Annotated in this window: 17 protein-coding genes and 4 pseudogenes; all 21 read right to left on the bottom strand. The window is 40.4% G+C overall.

What is annotated here, in order from left to right:
- Nucleotides 1-4 precede the first annotated feature (4 nt).
- The 21 genes and pseudogenes from flhB to ACZ1G6_RS04835 all read right to left on the bottom strand — a co-directional run bounded on the left by flhB (nucleotide 5) and on the right by ACZ1G6_RS04835 (nucleotide 18,633).
- A complete protein-coding gene (gene flhB / locus ACZ1G6_RS04935) occupies nucleotides 5-1,138 on the bottom strand; it encodes a flagellar biosynthesis protein FlhB (RefSeq protein WP_472618319.1) in 1,134 nt (377 codons plus the stop codon).
- A 7-nt stretch (nucleotides 1,139-1,145) separates the two neighbouring features.
- Nucleotides 1,146-1,922, bottom strand: a complete 777-nt coding sequence (fliR, locus tag ACZ1G6_RS04930; protein ID WP_472618318.1) for a flagellar biosynthetic protein FliR — start codon at nucleotides 1,920-1,922, stop codon at nucleotides 1,146-1,148.
- A gap of 14 nt (nucleotides 1,923-1,936) precedes the next feature.
- A complete protein-coding gene (gene fliQ, locus ACZ1G6_RS04925; protein WP_472618926.1) occupies nucleotides 1,937-2,206 on the bottom strand; it encodes a flagellar biosynthesis protein FliQ in 270 nt (89 codons plus the stop codon).
- 15 nt (nucleotides 2,207-2,221) lie between these two features.
- A pseudogene (gene fliP, locus ACZ1G6_RS04920) lies at nucleotides 2,222-2,956 on the bottom strand (flagellar type III secretion system pore protein FliP); the annotation flags it as partial.
- Nucleotides 2,949-3,401: a flagellar biosynthetic protein FliO gene (fliO, locus tag ACZ1G6_RS04915; protein WP_472618317.1), complete on the bottom strand. Its 453-nt coding sequence runs from the start codon at nucleotides 3,399-3,401 to the stop codon at nucleotides 2,949-2,951. The gene fliO and the pseudogene fliP, both read right to left, overlap by 8 nt.
- Before the next feature lie 22 nt (nucleotides 3,402-3,423).
- Nucleotides 3,424-3,861 (bottom strand): flagellar motor switch protein FliN, encoded by a 438-nt coding sequence (gene fliN / locus ACZ1G6_RS04910; RefSeq protein WP_472618316.1) that lies wholly within the window; start codon nucleotides 3,859-3,861, stop codon nucleotides 3,424-3,426.
- 2 nt (nucleotides 3,862-3,863) lie between these two features.
- Nucleotides 3,864-4,943: a flagellar motor switch protein FliM gene (gene fliM / locus ACZ1G6_RS04905; protein WP_472618315.1), complete on the bottom strand. Its 1,080-nt coding sequence runs from the start codon at nucleotides 4,941-4,943 to the stop codon at nucleotides 3,864-3,866.
- Between the two features lie 14 nt (nucleotides 4,944-4,957).
- Entirely contained in the window at nucleotides 4,958-5,476 is a 519-nt protein-coding gene (fliL, locus tag ACZ1G6_RS04900) for a flagellar basal body-associated protein FliL (protein WP_472618314.1), read from the bottom strand.
- Between the two features lie 49 nt (nucleotides 5,477-5,525).
- The gene (locus ACZ1G6_RS04895) at nucleotides 5,526-7,703 is read right to left on the bottom strand and encodes a flagellar hook-length control protein FliK (RefSeq protein WP_472618313.1); all 2,178 of its coding nucleotides are present in this window, start codon (nucleotides 7,701-7,703) and stop codon (nucleotides 5,526-5,528) included.
- A 170-nt stretch (nucleotides 7,704-7,873) separates the two neighbouring features.
- Entirely contained in the window at nucleotides 7,874-8,227 is a 354-nt protein-coding gene (gene fliJ / locus ACZ1G6_RS04890; RefSeq protein WP_472618925.1) for a flagellar export protein FliJ, read from the bottom strand.
- Nucleotides 8,179-8,319, bottom strand: coding sequence for a hypothetical protein (locus ACZ1G6_RS04885; RefSeq protein ID WP_472618312.1), 141 nt, complete (start codon nucleotides 8,317-8,319; stop codon nucleotides 8,179-8,181). The genes fliJ and ACZ1G6_RS04885 overlap by 49 nt, the downstream gene beginning before the upstream one ends.
- Nucleotides 8,316-9,665 carry a flagellar protein export ATPase FliI gene (fliI, locus tag ACZ1G6_RS04880; protein ID WP_472618311.1) on the bottom strand — a complete coding sequence of 450 codons (1,350 nt, stop codon included), beginning with the start codon at nucleotides 9,663-9,665 and terminating at the stop codon, nucleotides 8,316-8,318. Before fliI ends, ACZ1G6_RS04885 begins: the two co-directional genes overlap by 4 nt.
- Nucleotides 9,646-10,434, bottom strand: coding sequence for a flagellar assembly protein FliH (fliH, locus tag ACZ1G6_RS04875; RefSeq protein WP_472618310.1), 789 nt, complete (start codon nucleotides 10,432-10,434; stop codon nucleotides 9,646-9,648). Before fliH ends, fliI begins: the two co-directional genes overlap by 20 nt.
- Nucleotides 10,435-10,436: 2 nt before the next feature.
- Complete coding sequence (fliG, locus tag ACZ1G6_RS04870) at nucleotides 10,437-11,474, bottom strand: flagellar motor switch protein FliG (RefSeq protein ID WP_472618309.1); 1,038 nt, start codon at nucleotides 11,472-11,474, stop codon at nucleotides 10,437-10,439.
- Between the two features lie 12 nt (nucleotides 11,475-11,486).
- Nucleotides 11,487-13,183 (bottom strand): annotated as a pseudogene (fliF, locus tag ACZ1G6_RS04865) (flagellar basal-body MS-ring/collar protein FliF).
- A gap of 15 nt (nucleotides 13,184-13,198) precedes the next feature.
- Nucleotides 13,199-13,522 carry a flagellar hook-basal body complex protein FliE gene (gene fliE / locus ACZ1G6_RS04860; protein WP_472618308.1) on the bottom strand — a complete coding sequence of 108 codons (324 nt, stop codon included), beginning with the start codon at nucleotides 13,520-13,522 and terminating at the stop codon, nucleotides 13,199-13,201.
- A gap of 274 nt (nucleotides 13,523-13,796) precedes the next feature.
- A complete protein-coding gene (locus ACZ1G6_RS04855; protein ID WP_472618307.1) occupies nucleotides 13,797-15,170 on the bottom strand; it encodes a sigma-54-dependent transcriptional regulator in 1,374 nt (457 codons plus the stop codon).
- Complete coding sequence (locus tag ACZ1G6_RS04850) at nucleotides 15,163-16,308, bottom strand: sensor histidine kinase (protein ID WP_472618306.1); 1,146 nt, start codon at nucleotides 16,306-16,308, stop codon at nucleotides 15,163-15,165. Before ACZ1G6_RS04850 ends, ACZ1G6_RS04855 begins: the two co-directional genes overlap by 8 nt.
- A gap of 123 nt (nucleotides 16,309-16,431) precedes the next feature.
- Nucleotides 16,432-17,893, bottom strand: a pseudogene (locus tag ACZ1G6_RS04845) (sigma-54 dependent transcriptional regulator).
- A 156-nt stretch (nucleotides 17,894-18,049) separates the two neighbouring features.
- Nucleotides 18,050-18,133 (bottom strand): annotated as a pseudogene (locus ACZ1G6_RS04840) (hypothetical protein); the annotation flags it as partial.
- Nucleotides 18,134-18,162: 29 nt separating this feature from the next.
- A complete protein-coding gene (locus ACZ1G6_RS04835) occupies nucleotides 18,163-18,633 on the bottom strand; it encodes a pirin family protein (RefSeq protein WP_472618305.1) in 471 nt (156 codons plus the stop codon).
- Between the last annotated feature and the right edge of the window lie 8 nt (nucleotides 18,634-18,641).

Below are 18,641 nucleotides of genomic sequence, written 5' to 3'. Positions count from 1 at the left end.
GTTTTTATCGACGCAACTCAGGAGGAATTGGAAGATTCTTTTTAAGTGCTTTAGGACGTTGGCCTTTACCAGCTTTATATGTTTTAAGCTGGTAAACATATGCAAGCACTTGAGCTACTGCCATAAAGAGTTTTTCAGGGACTTCATGATCAACTTCTGTAGAATAATAAATCGCTCTTGCCAAGGCAGGCGACTCGATAATTGGCACGCCGTGAGCGCCACCGATTTTACGAATATGCATTGCAAGCTCATCTAAACCTTTAGCAATCATGACTGGTGCTTGATTACCATTTTGATCATATTTAATGGCGACAGAAAAATGTGTCGGGTTTGTGACGATCACATCTGCATTAGGTACTTCTTGCATCATGCGATTTGCCGAAGCTTGATACTGAATACGTCTAATGCGCCCTTTTGTCATAGGATCACCTTCAGCATTTTTGCGTTCATCCTTGACCTCTTGCATCGTCATTTTCATTTCTTCATGATGCTTGTGATTTTGATAGGGTACATCCATAAGAGCAATAGGAACCATGCCAACACACAGTAATAAAAATGCCCATTTCAACATATCTAAAGCGTGAAAAATATTCAAAGGGTAGAGTTCTACATCTAAATGAAGAGCTTCGTCTTTAAACAAAATAAGCGCAAAATATGCCATTGCAGAAATGATTAGTACTTTGCCAATAGCTTTTAGTAATTCAACTAATGCTTCTGTCCCTAGAATCCTTTTAAAGCCTTGAATTGGACTTAAACGATTTGCTTTTGGAGCAGCGGAAGTCCAAGTAAAGTTATATCCTCCCATAGCGATACTGCCATAGACTCCCCCAATCATTGCAATAATCATAAACATAATCAAAGGCCATGCACTTTTAGTAACTGACATTTCTAATATTTGAAACATATGTTTGATATCAAAAGTTTCATCTCTTGATAACATGAAAGAGCGCTGCGTAATCGCAAACATTGCACTAGCAATGTAATGCCCTACTGTGATCATGCCTATTGCACTGGCGATTAAGACTAAGGTTGTGGCAAGCTCTTTAGATCGCGCTATTTGACCTTTCTTTCGCGCGTCTTCGAGCTTTTTGGGGGTGGGTTCTTCGGTTTTTTCAAACGAATCATCTTTTTCAGCCATAATTTCCTCAGCAACTATTCACAAGACTACACATCAATTCTTGTGCTCTTATCCATTGAGTTTCAAAATGAAGGGCTTGGTTAGTCAAAGTTAACCAAATGATGGTAAGGCCCATTATTTGAGCAATAGAAAAACCGATACTAAAAATATTTAGTTGAGGTGATGCTTTAGTCATTACACCGAATGCCAAATTTACAATTAATAAGCTAACTATCGGCGCTAAGGCTATAGTCACTGCTGATACAAACATCCAGCCAGCCCAATGAGCAATTTCTTTAAACTGTTCGCCGGTCCACCATGGGCCACTAATAGGAAAGGCGTCAAAGCTGACCACTATCATTTCAATCATGAACAAATGACCATCAAAGGTCCAAAATAGTAAGGTGGCTAAAATAAGGTAAAATTGCCCGACCGCCGGGACGTTGATACCATTAATGGGATCTACAATCGAGGCAAAACCCAAACCTGTTTGCATAGCAATAATTTGCCCTGCCAGCACAAAGGTGTTTACTACCATCATCGAAATAAACCCAATGGCTAAGCCCACAATTAATTGTTTAATAACTTCAATCATCGCACCTAAAGAAATCAGGTCTTGCAAGGGTACTGGGGGTATCATTGGAACGATCATGCCGGTAAGTAATATCGCTAGTAAATTACGTATAGGAGGTGGGATTGTTTGTGCACTAATGCCCACCATCGCGATAAACATGCCACTAAAACGCATAAACGCAAGCATATAGTCGCCAATAAAATCGATGATAGTTGAGCTTAGTATATCCACGCTAAGTGATCACTTTACCCAACAACACTAGGAATGCTGTAAACCAGTTCAAAGGTAAAATCCATGATCGTTTTTACCATCCAACTGCCCAGCCAAGCCATCGCAAGTAAAGTAACAATTAAACGTGGTAAAAAGCTCATTGTTTGTTCATTAATCGATGTTGCCGCTTGAAAAACGGCTACAACCAAGCCTATCAATAAACCTGGCAGAATAATCGCTGTTACGATCAAAATGATTATAAACATCGCATCACGCAAAATTTCAACAAATGCTTCAGGGGACATGTTAGACCCCATCCCAAAGCTAGTGGCAAGTGTACCGAATATTAAATTCCAGCCATCTACTAGCACAAAAAGCATTAACTTGAAGGGCAAAGAAACAATCATTGGAGACAACATCATCATACCCATTGCCATTAAAACAGACGCCACCACTAAATCTAAAATTAGAAAGGGAATGAACAACATAAATCCTATTTGAAACGCCGTTTTTAATTCACTTGTGACAAAGGCTGGAATTAAAACAGTCAAGGGAACCTCTTCAGGTGACGAAATCTGGTCTTCATAGCCTCCGATTCTGACAAACGTTTCTAAATCAGTCATACGAGTTTGACTTAGCATAAAGGCTCTCATTGGCGCTTTGGCTTTTTCAAAGGCTTGCAAAGAGGTCATCTCTTCGTTTAAGTATGGTTGTAGAGCTTGTTCGTTAACCTCTTCAAATACCGGTGCCATAATGAACATCGACAAGAATAAACTAACACCAATGAGTATTTGGTTAGAGGGGGATTGCTGCAAACCAATTGCTTGACGTAATATCGATAAAACCACAATTATACGTGTAAATGATGTCATCATCATCACCGCAGCGGGTATCAAACTGAGCGCGGTCATAATAAATAAAGCTTGCAAGGTCATTGAATATTCTTGCGAACCATCCGGATTAGTACTTACTGTCACCGCTTCTATACCTGATTGTTGAGCAAATGCATCGCAACCAAGCAACAGTAGACTAAGCGTTAATATCCATTTAAACATCTTTTTTCCCCTGCCCTTTTTTACCGGTGATTGATTGTGCCATCGCTTGCACAAGTTTTTGTTGAAAGCCCATCTGACCATGTTGACTGCCATCTAAGGAACCAGCATTACTGTGTTTATTAATTGGGTTCGTAAGAGTAGAAAGGTGATTGATGTTATGTGCAGTAACGCCAATGAGATGTTGTTCATCCCCGACCTCTATCACCATTATTTTTTCTTTAGCGCCTGCCATCATGCTTGCAACTACTTTCATTTGACCATTGCCAGCTTGAGCGACATTAAATCGACGCATAATGAAAGCGAGCGCAAAAATAATGACGATCACCAACATCAATGACATAAAAATCGTCAATAAGCTTGAGTTTGATTGCAAAGCACTCGAGTCAGTGGTGGCTTTACTTGAAGTGCTAAATAGCAGCAGTATAAAAGGGGAAAGGCGCGCCAAGCATGGACTTAGCGCGTGTTCATTACTTAAGTTTTTTAATTCTTTCGACTTGACTAATAACATCCGTTAACCGAATACCAAATTTATCGTTGATGACTACTACTTCTCCATGAGCAATCAACGTGCCATTTACCAAAACATCTAATGGTTCACCGGCAACTCGGTCTAATTCGACTACAGATCCTTGATTTAATTGTAATAAATTTCTAATACTAATATTGGTTCGTCCTACTTCCATTGAAATAGTGACAGGTATATCTAATATTGTGTCTAACTTTTGACCTTCTTCAGACACAACAGGGTCTTCGCTTAATTCATCTAATCCTGCAGTTTGCGCTTGTGCATCAGCCACTATGTCATCGGGATCAAATGCTTCATCGTTATCACCAGATGCTTCGGCCTCTGATTGTTCCGCCATGGCTGCTTCCCAATCGTCTAAATTATCATTGTCTTCGCTCATGGCTATCTCCGTTGTAAAATTTGTAGTAAGTCTTCTTCTAAGACTTGTAGTTCTGAATCACTATCAATAACCTTGCCACCTTTTGTGAATGACTGAAGTTCAGATTTAACTGAGCTAGGTCTAGGTATTTTATCAGTGATTTTTAATGCAACATTGTCTCGTGATTGACCCAGTTTGGCTCTAAATGTCGGTAATTCTTCAACCGATACTGTAATCACATCAGGCATTCTAATGGGTAAGATATCGCCATCTTTTAAATCCATTAGCTTTTCTAGTGAGATATCTACATCAAGAAAATGCGTCGTCATTTCTACTTTGACGTCCATAATTTCGTCGCGTAGGGCTTTGCTCCATCTAAAATCGGTATCTTCTTTATCGTTTTGTACACCAGCATCTAGCATTTCTCTTATGGGCTCTAGCATCGAGTAAGGCAAGGAAATATGAAAATCACCACCACCACCATCTAATTCAATATGAAACGAACTGATAACTACCACTTCTGTAGGGCTGACGATATTTGCCATCGCAGGATTGACTTCAGAATCAAGATACTCAAATGACACATCCATTACGGGCGCCCATGCTTCCTTGTAATCTTCAAAAATCAACTTTAACAACATTTGTATAATACGACGTTCAGTTGGTGTGAACTCTCTTCCTTCAATTTTTGCGTGATACCGACCATCGCCGCCAAAAAAGTTATCTACCATAATAAAAACAAGTCTTGCTTCCATGGTAATTAAGCCGGTGCCTTTAAGTGGACGAAATCTCACCATGTTTAAACTCGTTGGCACAAATAAAGTATGGATATACTCCCCAAACTTAATCATCTGAATACCATTTATAGATACTTCAGCCGAACGCCTCATCATGTTAAAAAGACTAACTCTCATATGTCGAGCGAATCGTTCATTAACAATTTCCAATGTGGGCATACGTCCGCGGACAATCCGATCCTGCGAAGAGAAGTCATATTCTAAGGCTGAACCATCTTGTTCAATTTCCTCAACTTCTTCTTCTACAACATCGTCTACGCCATGTAAAAGCGCATCAATTTCATCTTGTGATAATAAATCGCTCACTTAATTGCCCTTTACTATTGAATTACAAAACCAGTGAACAGCACTTGTTCGATTACTGGTGCTTTTTCAAGATCAAGCATCACCTGCCTAACTTGCGCAGTTGCTTTTTCTCGTAGCTCTACTTTGCCAACATCTGTGACCAAATCATCTGCGTTGGATGCACTAAATACAGTCAGTAAATTACCCTCAATCATGGGAATATGACGTTTTGCTTTTTCTTCGTTTTCTTGTCCGCGAACCATCAATTGAACTTCAATTTGAACCAATCTTTCGCGTGCGACTCCTAGCGCATTAAACTGAAAAGGTCTGGGCATAGCTACATACACCGCTTCACCCTCTGAATTACCGACCACTTCTGCTGCGCTTTGCGTAGCGCCTTGAGCGCCTTGCGTTTCATCTGGCGTCCCCATAAACAAAAAATAATAAGCAGCACCACCACCAACAAGCAAAAGCACGACCACTATGATGATAATTAGCATCAACTTTGATTTCTTTTTTCCGCCTTGTTCGCCTGTTAACTCTTCTTCAGCCATTTTATTACCCTTTAACGATAAATAATTAATACACTATTAGCAGGATGACTTAAGCGTAAAAGTCAACGCCGCCTAAACTACCACCAATGATACTTTGCTCGATAATAGGACCCGTTGTTTCTTGGGTGAAACCATCGTCTCCTACTAAAGGTTCAAGTACATTACGTTCACGATGCCCATCGTTATTATCATGAGCAAAGCCGTCACTATTTTGCTCTTGCTGTCCACTATCTTGTCGAACACTAGATTCGCCTAGCTCAATCCCTTGGTCGTTCAGTAATTCACGTAACTCAGGAATAGCTGCATCAAGTGCATCTTTTGCAGTTGACGATTGCACATTAAATGCCACTTGTGCAGAATCACCGTTTAAATTTACTTTAATTTGCATACCACCAAGATCAGGCGGATCAAGTCTAATTTCCGCACTAGGATTACGGGCACTGACTTGCCATCTTATTTTTTCTGCTAGCTGCTGTTGACCTTCGGCTTTCAAAATATTAACTGCTCGGTCTATATTAGCTTGTGTTTCAAGCTTACTAATTTGCGCACTTTGCTGGCTAACAGCAAGTTTTGTACCGTCTATCCCTTGCAGGGCAATGTCTTTATCGATATCACTATCAAGGCCCATGTTAGATTGACTTTGGGCTGCTGAATTTACCCCATTTGCAAGATTTAACATGGTATTCAAATGCCCTGTAATACCGTCAATTTTATTTTGCTTGCTAGCATCAAGTGACACATTTGTGGCGTCTAATGCATCGCTAATTAAAGCCTTCAGATCAATACCTGGCTCTCTTCCTTGCAAAAGCTGTTGCTTAAATTCTTTTACGCCACTTTGTAAAGCTGCAATAAATTCACTGCCTTTGCCGGCCGTTTCTATTTGAGAAACAACAGCTGTCACTTTACTCGTAAGATTGATGAGTGCTTGTTCTGCATTTTTTTCATCTAACTGTGCAAGATTGAACATGACCGATTTATCAAGCGTTCCAGTTGTGATTGTTTTGCGTTTATCTGGATTTATTTGTTGTTCTGTGGCGCTTTGAATAGCCTCACTTAAAATGTCATTTTTCAGTGTTAATGGACCCAGCACTTGTTCTTTTTTGTTTTGCTCCACAAGTAAGTCATTATCAACAGTCAGTGCTTGTGTATCGATACTTGTTAGTTTTGTACTTAAGCTCTTTTTATTGCTAAGTAAATCGTTTGCCCCGACCAACAACGACTTATCAACTTCAGATTGTGGCAATGGCTTATTTTGCCCCAAGACTTTAGTATCTTTATTGTTTTGTTGACTTAAAAGCTGCATAAGCAATGTTTTATCATCAACAAGTGAAGCTGCGTCATTTGCGTCAGTGCTATTGGTATCCGTTGAAGGAAGCTGAGTCAGTAATTTATCCGCAATAGCAGATAGTGTGGTACGTTCAGAATCACTTAGACTCGTCAAGTCTGTAGCTTGTAGTTTTTGAATCGCCGCCAAATCAACAATATCTTGCTTTGTTAAACTAACATTCAACCATGGGTCTGAGCCGATATCATCGATATTTGTACTAGTGTCTATAAACGCTTGGGTTAATTTATCAATCCCGCTAAGCTCAGTTGGAATCAATACATCTACTTGTTTGTCAGGCACTGAAATAATTGATTCATTTAATATAGTGACATCAGCATTTAATAATTCACTAAGCTCATTCTCACCGTTTGTGTCAACATCAATATCGTTGCCAGTAAATTTTGCAATTTGATTGACTAGTCCAACATAATCAAAATTTGGCTGTGTCACATTTTCATTATTATCACCAAGGCGCTCTACTTCTGGCTCGACAGGCGTCGAATCTGCTTTTTGTGTCAGCACAGCGCGTTCATCTGTTTGATCTGCAGTATCAATAATATCAGGGCTATTGTTAGCCTTGTCTTTGTCTTGTGTTTGTTTATTCACCGCTAGTGAACCTGATGCTTCTTTTGTAGCGGCTTGATTATTATCTTGCGTTGGTGCATTTAATTGGGTTTGTGAATTAAGTGATTCACTGCGGTCGGATTTAGGCGCTTTGGTATCACTAGACGACCTTGCCGTTATCGCTTGCTGGCTTTTTTGCATTTCAATATCGAAACTGCTTTTTCTCGTGCCATTATTTGTGCTCTGTTGTGTAATAGCCTGTTGTTCAGTAGTGGCAATATCAAGCGGCAATGACGAGCCAGAATCGTTGTTTGAAGAGGCAACTTGTTGCATCATAGACCTATAATCCTATTTTAATAAATTCGATAAGTTATTGTTTTATAAACTCTAAAATCAAATTTCTTGCTAAACTATAGGGAGTATTTGCATGATGTGTACCAAGTTCACATTAACGCATTTTAGAAAATGTTATTATTTGGCATTGCGATAGCGGCGAAGTAAAAATCTTAATAATGAGACTTATGAAAGACGCCTTGAATTGCGATTTCATCAAACAGTTTTTGCTCAAGTTTTGCTTCAACATTGGCAGCATATTTTTGCTTTATTTCAATGAGGTGCATAATTGCTTTGTGTTTTTTTTGTTGATTAAGCCATTGCTGTTTACGTTGAGCACATACTAGCACTGCATTGTTAATTACCTGAATTTGCTGTTCACACGCTTTGTCTAGCTTGCCCACAAATTGATGGTGCTGACTCATTGAATGCGCTTTGACCCCCTGTTGAGCCTTGCTTTTAATGCCATGTAAGTAGTCTAAGCGATACTGCTCGATATTAGATAGCTTGAGTTGACATGCTTGCAGATGAGCATTGGCACGTTGATAATTAACTGCGCAATTTTTCTGTTTTTTTCTTCTACTTCTGCCACTAACATTAACTGCTTTAGGCTACTCATGCAGCGCCACCGCCAGCGGCATTAATTCCAGAGGCTAACTGAACAACGGATTCTAGTGTCTGCGCCATCGGTATAATTTGTTGTGTTGATTGTTGCAAGAACGCGTTGATCGCAGGCGCTGCGGCGATAGACAAGTCAATTTGCGCATCGCTTCCTTTTACATAAGCACCAATATTAATAAGATCTTTATTTTGTTGGTAGGTCGAATAAACACGCTTGATACTGCGCGCCTGTTGCTCATGCTCAGCAGCTACCACTTGCGGCATAACCCGAGAAATAGACGCTTCTATATCAATCGCAGGGTAATGACCGGCATCAGCTAGTTGTCTTGACAATACCACATGCCCATCTAGGATGGCGCGCGCAGCATCCGCTATCGGGTCTTGTAAATCATCGCCTTCGGTTAATACAGTATAAAATGCAGTGATTGAACCTTGATGGACACTACCGTTTCCTGCTCTTTCAACTAAAGCAGGTAGTTTAGCAAATACCGATGGTGGATATCCTTTTGTTGCTGGGGGTTCCCCTACTGCTAGCGCAATTTCACGTTGCGCCATTGCATAGCGTGTCAATGAGTCAATTAGTAACAAGACGTTTTTACCTTTATCTCTAAAATATTCAGCAACGGTAACAGCCGTCTCGCAACCCTTTAATCTCATTAATGGTGAGGTATCTGCAGGAGCTGCAATAACAACTGCTTTTTCTCGTTCTTGCGGACTCAATATATCATCAATAAATTCTTTAACCTCTCTACCTCGCTCACCAATTAGACCAACGACCACAACATCCGCAACCGTGCCACGAGTCATCATCCCCATCAGGACACTTTTACCTACGCCACTGCCAGCAAATAGTCCCATTCGTTGACCTTTACCAACCGTTATCATCGCATTTATGGCTCTAACGCCAACATCTAATGGCTCTTTAACTGGTTTTCGCGTAAGAGGATTAATGGGAGGGGGATTAGTAGAGCATCGGCTGTCAGTAACAATCGGTCCTTTTGTATCAAGCGCTTTGCCATTTGCGTCAATTACACGTCCCAATAAAGCATCGCCAACGGCCAATCCGGCATCTGTTGCTAAAGGCTCAACAAGTGATCCTGGCACAATTCCCTTGATTGATTCAGATGGCATTAGGTAGGTAAGTTCGCCTGAAAAACCAACGACTTCAGCTTCGACTCGTCCTTGTTTAGTTTGAACAAGCGCCCTAGCGCCAATTGGTATCTGGCAACCAATCGCTTCAAGCGTTAACCCTACACCTCGTACTAGTTTTCCCGCACCGATTGCACTTGGACTCGAAACACTTTGAGTAATCTGCTTAATACTTTCAGCTAGTTCTAGGGTCATCGGCTATACCTTGTTCAAGCAATAACTGGGCTATCACCTGCTCGCTTCGTTTTTCAATAGACACATCAACGGCATTACTTGTTGTATGTATTTTACACCCACCTTGCTCGACACTCTCATTGGCAATAAATACCCATTTTTGTTTTTGAATATATTCATCCGAAAAGTGCTCTTTAACCAACGCTAAATCTGCTTCATTGATACTAATTTGGTATTCACTTTCACCAATGGGTAACACTTTGACGCCTTCTTCAATTGCATTCAAAATGGCATCATGATCAGTTTTTGTTTCAACTTTAACAATTGCCTTAGCCAATGTTGTTGCTAAAATAAGAAGCTCTTTTTTGACCTCTTGATTAACTTGAGCGATAGGCTGTTCAAGTGAGCTTAATAAACGATCAATTTTAGAAGTTTGCTCAGCGAATATAGCATGTGCCTCTTTTTTGGCTATCTGCTGGCCTTCAAGTTTACCTTTGGCAATTCCTTCTTCATAACCCTTGTCATAGCCTTCCTTTTGCCCAGCCTCAACGCCTTCTTGATGACCACTTTTCATTCCTTCTTGATGTGCATCTTGGCGAATAGATTCAATATCTTGTGCAGTGAGTGGTTTTAATTCTTCTTCGTCTTCTTCTGGCGCTTCATACTTCCATTGACGCTTAGGTCTGTTTAGCGCGTTTGTCGATAATTCGTGGGCGTCAATGTGGTCATCAACATTGGGTAAATCCCAAGGCTTTGCCGATTGAAGTTCATCATGGTCTGCGCTACTCATGTTTATACAAACTCTTCAGAGCCTCCGCCACCTAGCATAACTTCTCCAGCATCAGCTAAGCGTCTTGCGATAGATAGTATCTCTTTTTGAGCAGTTTCAACTTCGCTTAATCGTACTGGCCCCATCGCTTCTAGATCATCCAATAGCATTTCTGCAGCACGTTTAGACATATTGCCAGTAATCTTTGATTTCAGGTCATCATCACACCCTTTGATTGCTCGCATTAACGTTTCTTGCTGAACTTCGCGCAATATCGCTTGAATGCCACGGTCATCAACATCAATAAGATTATCAAATACAAACATTAAGTCTTGTATCTGCTGACTCATTTCTTCATCTTGTTCACGGATTGCTTCCATAAGCTGACCTTCAATACTCGTATCAAGATAATTCATTATATTTGCTGCTGACTTCAAGCCGCCCATTTTCGCTGCTTGCGCGCCTGCTTGACCTGCAAATTGTTTCTCCATGATTTCATTGAGCTCTTGTAAAGCTGCCGGCTGTACTTCTTCTAAGTTAGCAACCCTCATCAACAAGTCTAATCTCACTTTTTCAGGGAATTGTGCCAAAATTTCGGCTGACTGTTCTGGCTCTAAATATGACATAACAATGGTTTGAATCTGTGGATGTTCATTACGGATAATGTTGGCGACTTGTTTGGAGTCCATCCATTTCAAAGACTCAAGACCTTTCGCGCCAGAGCCTGCCATTATTTGATCAAGTAAATGAGCAGCTTTATCTTCACCAAGTGCAGCGATTAATGCTCGCTTAACAAAATCTTCACTCTTGAAGCCAATGGTCGAATAATTCTGAATTTCGTCAATGAAGTGCTTATGAACTGCAGATATTTTGTTTTGTGTCATATCATCCATAGCAGCCATCGCACTACCCAATATTTGTACTTGTTTTGGCTCCATGAATTTTAAGATTTGTGCCGCATCATCTTCTGAAAGACTTAACAACAATATGGATGCTTTTTCGATGCCATCAAGTTTTGAAACATCATATTCAACTATTTCAGTAGTGTTTTGCTCGGCCATAACAGTGTTCCTTTATTCGTCTTCTAATAACCAGCCACGCACCACTTGCGCAGATAGCTCTGGTTCATTAGCAACAAGTGCCCTAACCGCTTTAAGTACATCTTCATCACCATGTAAATTAGGTAACATAAGTGACCCATCGGATGAAAATCCAACTTTTGATTCATCAAAATCATCACTTAAAACATTAATGGTTTCATCACCTAAATCTAAATCAGTATCTTCAAGCTCATGCGTTAATACGTCATTTTCCGGGAATACTAATTTTTTCAGCATAGGACGCACAACAGCTAAAATAAGTACAATAATGACTGTTGCCCCCATTAAAAGCTTAAATATGGGCATAAACCATTGTTGTTCCCAAAAATTTTCCGCTTGAACTGGCCCTAAATCGATACGATTAAAAGGAATACTGACTACTTCAAGTGAATCTCCACGGGTGACATCAAAACCAACCCCACCTTGTAATAAACGTCTAATATTAAGAATTTCTTCTTGGCTTAGTCCTGTTGTTTCGGTTTCACCTTGTGCGTTTGTGGATGTAAGGTGATCAACAGCTACCGAGACACTGAGTCTTCTAATGACACCGGTTTGTTGTTTGGTGTGGCTGATGGTTGTGTCAAGCTCAAAGTTACGGGTAGATTCTTTACTGCGAGTACCATAGGTACAGGTTGAGAAGCTCCGTCACCAACAGCATTTTCAGGGATGTTCGAATCCGTTGGCGGTTGGTTGGTTAATGCACCGGGAATACCCGCGACAATCGCTCCCACTGAATTTTGCTCTGATATCATTTCACTTCGGACCGCGGGTAAATCAGGATTAAAGCGCCGCTGCGTTTGCTCTACAGACGTAAAGTCCATACTAACATCTACTTGTGCAGTATAGTTTCCCAAACCTAATACTGGTATTAAGATTGAGTCAATTTTATCTATGTATTGTGCCTCACGCTTTTTTTCAATTTCATATTCTTTTCTTGCTCTTGAGCTTATCGAGTCTTGCGAACCTGAACTCAACAGTCGACCATTATTGTCAGAAACAGTTACTCTACTTGGGTCGATGCCTTGGACAGCTGAAGCCACAATATCAACGATGGAATCAACTTCTTCACCTGATAAGAAAGTTCCATTGCGCGCGGTCACAACCACAGTTGCACTAGCTTTGCTCTCGCGCCTAGAAAATACATTTTCTTTAGGGATGGCCAAAAGAACACGAGCCTTACCTACGGCATTGATATCTTCTATTGTTCTTGCCAGTAATTGCTCACGGGCATGTTTTAGGCGCTCTTTCTCAACGCGCTGACTGACACCAAAACCCATATCCTGCATGATAATATCAGTACCTGCGCTGTCATCATGACTAATACCTTGCCTTACCATGCCCATTTTGACATCTTTAAACTGTGCATCTAGGACAAATATTGTCGTTCCCTCAATCTTGTATTCAATTTGATTTTGATCAAGGTAATCAAGTGTTTCAATCATTTCTTCATGCGGCATACTGGCCAAGGGTCTAAAGGCAGGCTCTTTTGACCAAATGAAAATAAATATGGCAATGGCAATACAAATTACCAAGGTCACTATCATTGTTACTTGTCTGATAGTCTCGGTACTTGTAAGTGTATCAAGCACTGCGGTGCGAGATGACTCACCACCTTCACCAGAGTCATGTTGTTCACTTATTGCGATTTCAGTACTTGCAGCTTCAGCCATCGTTATTACTTCCTATTAAACCGGCATGTTCATTATGGTTTTGTATGCTTCTAATAACTTATTGCGCACTTGGACGGTTGCTTCAAAGGCAACGCCAGATTTCTCTTTTGCTACCATGACATCAACTAGACTTAAGTCAGGATCACCCATATCGAATCGGGTTTGTAATCCACGGGATTCTTTTTGAAGTCCGTTTACTGTGTCTAATGCGCTTGATAACATCTCAGAAAACTGCCCAGCTGCTGGGCTCTTTTCCATTCGAGTGGCATTTTGAGTTGTCCCAAGTTGGGCGGTCATTGCCTGCATTTCTTGATAAAGAGCGTTAGCTTTTATATCCATTTGGATTACCTCAGCTGTCATATTTTTGAAAAATACGCGTTTAATTAGCGATATTGACTACTAAGCAAAGAAAATGCCAAGGTGTTGAAAAACGGCAAATTATACCGCTATATAGGCAACAACTAGCCATCAAGAATTTAAGGCAAAAAAAACCGCCCAAAAGGTGGGCGGTAATAGGGATGACATCCTGTCGACTGCTTACAAAAAACGGGAGGGTTCTCTATAACTGTTACAAACTTACTTTACAGTGTGTAAAATTTCGCTTTAATGGTTTTCAACATGGAAGTTCTATGCCACTTTCGCGCATTTTAGCTAATTTATATCTTAAGGTCCTAGGGCTAATGCCTAGTTTCTCAGCTACATCCTTACGTTTCCCATTAAACGTATGAAGAGCATCTAAAATAATTTGATGCTCTTGAAGCTTCAATTCTGACCCTAGTAATTTTTTATCGACATCATAATCACTATCTTTAACTAATTTATTGTCAAAATTGTGGTGTACAGAGTCAAAAATTTGATGCGACTCTGGCTCAATTAGCAAATCGTCACATTCGATCAAATCAGCATTGGATAATATCAAAGCCCTTTGCACCACATTTTCTAGCTCGCGCACATTACCCGGCCAAGAATGGTTGCATAGTTTCAACATCGCTCCAGGCGAAAAACGAGGGATTATTACGTTATTTTGTGCACAGTGACGTGCAAGTAAATGATTGGCAAGAGGCTCAATATCGCCTTTTCTCGCGTGAAGCGGTAACCATGTAATTGGGAACACATTGAGTCGATAATATAAGTCTTCTCGAAACTTACCTAAAGCAACGGCCTCTTTAAGGTCACGATTACTTGTTGCAATCACTCTTACATCAAGTGAAATAGTTTTTCTTGCACCTAAGCGCTCGACTTCACGCTCTTGTAATACACGCAAAAGTTTGGCTTGCAGTGCCAAATCCATTTCTGTGATTTCGTCTAGCAATATCGTTCCTTGCTGAGCTTGCTCAAACTTTCCTGGGCAAGCCTGAATCGCACCTGTAAACGCACCTTTCTCGTATCCAAATAAAGTTGCTTCCAACATGTTCTCAGGAATAGCTGCACAGTTAATAGCAACAAAAGGAGCTTCACAACGTGAAGACTGATCGTGTATGTATCGTGACAACACTTCTTTACCTGAACCACTTGGTCCTAATACCATAACAGTCGCATCTGATTGAGCGACTTTACGCGCTAAGTTAAGTAAATTTTGGCTCGATTCATCGCCAACAATTGGTGTTTTTGATTCTACTTTTTGTGACGGTGCATATCGCCCTAGTAAATTTAGTAATACTTGTGGGGCAAATGGTTTTGATAAATAGTCAGTTGCGCCATCTCTCATTGCTTGAATGGCATCATTAACGTTGGCATATGCCGTCATTAATACAAAGGGTAAATTAGGATATTTATTTTTGACACTCTTAAGTAAGCTTAAGCCATTCATCCCTTGCATTTGTATATCACTAACGACCAAATCAAAATTTGTTTCTGATAGCTTTACCATTGCAGATTCAGCAGAATCCACTGGCGTCACCTGATAACCGCCTAGCAACAATGTATCTACTAAGGCCTCTCTCAAGCCATGGTCGTCTTCAACGATTAGGATTTTAGTTTTACTCATTATGTGCTCCTGAACTATTTTGAGAAGTAGATATTAGGGGAATATATAATTGGAATTGTGCTCCGCCGCTTGCCAAATTTTGACACCGCGCAAAACCTTTGTGTGACTTAGCAACAGTATTAACAACCGCTAATCCTAAGCCCGTACCCTGTGATTTTGTTGTGAAAAAAGGTTCGAACAGTTTTGGAATGTGTTCTTCATTAATGCCTTTGCCATTGTCATTGACGCTAAATACACAATAATGTGTATTGTCTTGACGCTCGGTATCCACGTAGCTGCTAGCGCAGACACTTAATACTATCTTTGGACTGCAATTGGATGCTTGCTTATCAGCTAAGGCATGCATCGCATTGCATATAAGATTGCTCAGGGCTCCGACAATGGCTGTTTCATTTCCAATGATACGCATGCTATGTGATGCTTTTGAAACATCTAAGGACAGTTCAATATGATGCTGCTTAATTTGTGGTTCAACTTGCAGTATTGCTTGTTTAGCAATGTCCAGTGGGTTTAATTGCCCCACTATTTGCTTATCGGAACTTTTTGCAAACAACAACATATCATTCACTTGGGACTCTAGTTCTTTGAGTCGATAGGTGAGCTTTTCAGTAAACTGATTGGCAACATTGCTTTGCAAGGACATGGATTTTAGGTTTTCAGCGTATAGTAAAGCAGATGATAAGGGCGTACGAACTTGATGAGCCAATGATGCCACCATTTTTCCAAGTGACGATAAACGTTGCATATGACCTAGAGTACTTTGTAATTGGCGGGTTTGAGTAAGATCTGTTACTACAATCAATTGTCCCTTTTCTTGCTTTAAAGGAGAGATATCAATCTTAACGCGTTTTCCGTCGCGCATTGAAACTTCATGCCCATCGTCTGCTTTTGGCGCAAATGATCGTGCAATTACGTCTCGCCATAATTGGCCTACTAATGGCTCACCTAATAATGCAACTGCCTGTTGATTCGCCAAGGTAACTTGACCCGATTGACTAATTACTAATACACCTGCAGGCATTACGGACAATAGATGAGATAAACGACTGTCGCTATGATTAAGTGCATGTGCACTAAGGTTTGGCGTGGTGACTTCACGCTCAAGAGTTTTTGTTTGTTCTTGTGTGCTTGCTAGCATATCCATACAAATAAAAAGTGATTATTAGTCACACTAATGCATGGGATATGCCAACATTTATTATAACAAAATCAATAGCTTACTTGATTTTAAAGGAGTCAAAATTATGACTAGCTCGGTATTTTATTGACTACCGACTTTTTCCTCTCTAGCAATTTCATATTTGCGCATTTTCTCCACTAAAGTGGTTCTGCGCATGCCTAATTGATCGGCCGCTCTAGCAACAACCCAATCTTGTTGGTCAAGTGCTTGCTTAATCAAATTAATTTCTAAATCAGATAGATATTCTTTTAAATTGACACCGTCCAGTGGCAAGCTAGCTTCAGGAGGCGCAATTTCACTATCACTCACCACTGGCACTTTCGCGTTTTCAAATTTAAACATAGCGTTTATTGCATCGCGCTCTTGCTGCTCACTCGGTGTACTTTCCATCGCTGGCAAGCCAACTTCATCAAATTGATATTTATGAGGTAAATTATTCACATCAACGACAAGCGATGGATGTAAAATCGACAAACGTTCAACGAGGTTTGATAACTCTCGTACATTACCAGGCCATGCGTGACGCATTAGCGAAGCCATTGCGTTTTGGGTAAAAGTGACAACTGCTTGATTGTTTTTTTCAAGGCGTGTAACAAGCTCTTGTAGTAATAAAGGAATATCTTGAGCACGCTCTCTTAAGGCTGGTGTTTCAATTGGGAAAACGTTTAAGCGATAAAACAAATCCTCTCTAAACTTCCCTTCCGCTATCATATCTTCTAAATTTCGGTGAGTAGCGGCAATGATTCTTACGTCACATTTAAGCGTTTTAGCTCCCCCTACACGCTCAAAAATACGTTCTTGCAAGACTCGTAATAGTTTTACTTGCATCTGTAGTGGCATATCACCTATTTCATCTAAAAATAGTGTGCCACCTTCAGCTAATTCAAAGCGCCCTTTGCGCGCGCTAATAGCGCCGGTAAACGCGCCTTTCTCATGACCAAACAGCTCACTTTCAAGTAAATCGCCAAGGTATAGCACCGCAATTCACGGGCACAAATGGGCCTTTTTGACGCTTTGACATATAGTGAATGTTACGTGCGACAACTTCTTTACCTGTGCCTGATTCACCAAGAATCAGTACATTAGCCTCAACGGGTGCGACTTGCTCAATCAGTTCACGCACCTCGGTAATGCCACGACTGTTTCCTACTAAGCTTCTAAAGAGTTTCGTTTTACCCGACACTAAGGAGGACAAAGGACGGTTCGCTTTATGATAATCGTTACTTTTTTTCAGTAATTCAGTCAAGCTGGGATATGTAATAGGCTCATAAAGAGAACCCATCAAGTTCTTAAACTCTCGCTCCCCACTAAGTTGAAAGCCAATATTCACAAACGGGCTATCTGGAAATTTTTCAATGACATCTTCAGCGATTTCAGGCATTTCACCATCGATGAAAATCGCCAACCAATCGTTACTTGCTTCAATTGATTTTATGCAACTTGCATAATCACATCCTCGAACATTCTCACCAACAAACGTCAGAATTAATTGCAACTGTTCTTGTCGAGTCTGATTATCACTTACAATAAGAATATCGCTCATATTGCCCCGTTATTATTATATTAACTTCAATGGCCAAAGCGTAAGCTTTGTAGACATAATCAGATTCTATACAAAAGTACGATATTTGACACCAATAAAATGATTTCTAGGCGCGAAAAGTGCTTAAACACTCACAAATCGTCACTTGTAACACGATTAATAAGGAATATATTCGTTATTATCATCTGGTATCTGAGGGAATTTTTGTTCGCGCCAATCCTCAATAGCTTGGTTGAGTCGCTCACGAGAATAGGCAACAAAATTCCATTTTAAATGGGGGGCTGACTAAATGATTCGCCGCCCAATAGAATAAATCGACCTGAATGCTCTACCGTCAAATGCAAATCTTGCTCTTCAAACAACACAAATTGTCCTTTGCTATATGACTGGCCAGAGATATTAATCTGTCCCTCTATTACATAAGCTGCGCATTCTTGCTTTGGATTTGGCCGCTCAACTTTGCTTGCTTCACACGCTGCAATATCGACATAAAACATAGGCGAATACGTTTTTACAGGCGAGCTGTGGCCAAAGGCTTCACCGATGATTAATCGCATCATCACCCCTTCATGAATAATATGAGGAAGTGCTGATTTTTTGACATGTTGAAAACTTGGCGATAACTCAGTGGCATGCTCTGGTAAGGCTACCCAGCATTGCAAACCATCAATATGATGAGGATTAGCCCTCACTTCAAATGTTTCCCGTTCAGAGTGGACAATGCCTTTTCCGGCAGTCATCCAATTTA

It is taken from the genome of Glaciecola sp. HA4-3, from assembly GCF_055693685.1.
The sequence above is the reverse complement of the archived record's forward strand: the minus strand, read 5'-3'. Positions and strand labels throughout refer to the sequence as shown.

Coding starts and splice junctions, on each gene's coding strand:
- flhB (WP_472618319.1), bottom strand. CDS start 1,138: ATGGCTGAAAAAGATGATTCGTTTGAAAAAACCGAAGAACCCACCCCC.
- fliQ (WP_472618926.1), bottom strand. CDS start 2,206: ATGTCCCCTGAAGCATTTGTTGAAATTTTGCGTGATGCGATGTTTATA.
- fliN (WP_472618316.1), bottom strand. CDS start 3,861: ATGAGCGAAGACAATGATAATTTAGACGATTGGGAAGCAGCCATGGCG.
- fliL (WP_472618314.1), bottom strand. CDS start 5,476: ATGGCTGAAGAAGAGTTAACAGGCGAACAAGGCGGAAAAAAGAAATCA.
- ACZ1G6_RS04895 (WP_472618313.1), bottom strand. CDS start 7,703: ATGATGCAACAAGTTGCCTCTTCAAACAACGATTCTGGCTCGTCATTG.
- ACZ1G6_RS04885 (WP_472618312.1), bottom strand. CDS start 8,319: ATGAGTAGCCTAAAGCAGTTAATGTTAGTGGCAGAAGTAGAAGAAAAA.
- fliI (WP_472618311.1), bottom strand. CDS start 9,665: ATGACCCTAGAACTAGCTGAAAGTATTAAGCAGATTACTCAAAGTGTT.
- fliH (WP_472618310.1), bottom strand. CDS start 10,434: ATGAGTAGCGCAGACCATGATGAACTTCAATCGGCAAAGCCTTGGGAT.
- fliG (WP_472618309.1), bottom strand. CDS start 11,474: ATGGCCGAGCAAAACACTACTGAAATAGTTGAATATGATGTTTCAAAA.
- fliE (WP_472618308.1), bottom strand. CDS start 13,522: ATGGATATAAAAGCTAACGCTCTTTATCAAGAAATGCAGGCAATGACC.
- ACZ1G6_RS04855 (WP_472618307.1), bottom strand. CDS start 15,170: ATGAGTAAAACTAAAATCCTAATCGTTGAAGACGACCATGGCTTGAGA.
- ACZ1G6_RS04850 (WP_472618306.1), bottom strand. CDS start 16,308: ATGCTAGCAAGCACACAAGAACAAACAAAAACTCTTGAGCGTGAAGTC.
- ACZ1G6_RS04835 (WP_472618305.1), bottom strand. CDS start 18,633: ATGACTGCCGGAAAAGGCATTGTCCACTCTGAACGGGAAACATTTGAA.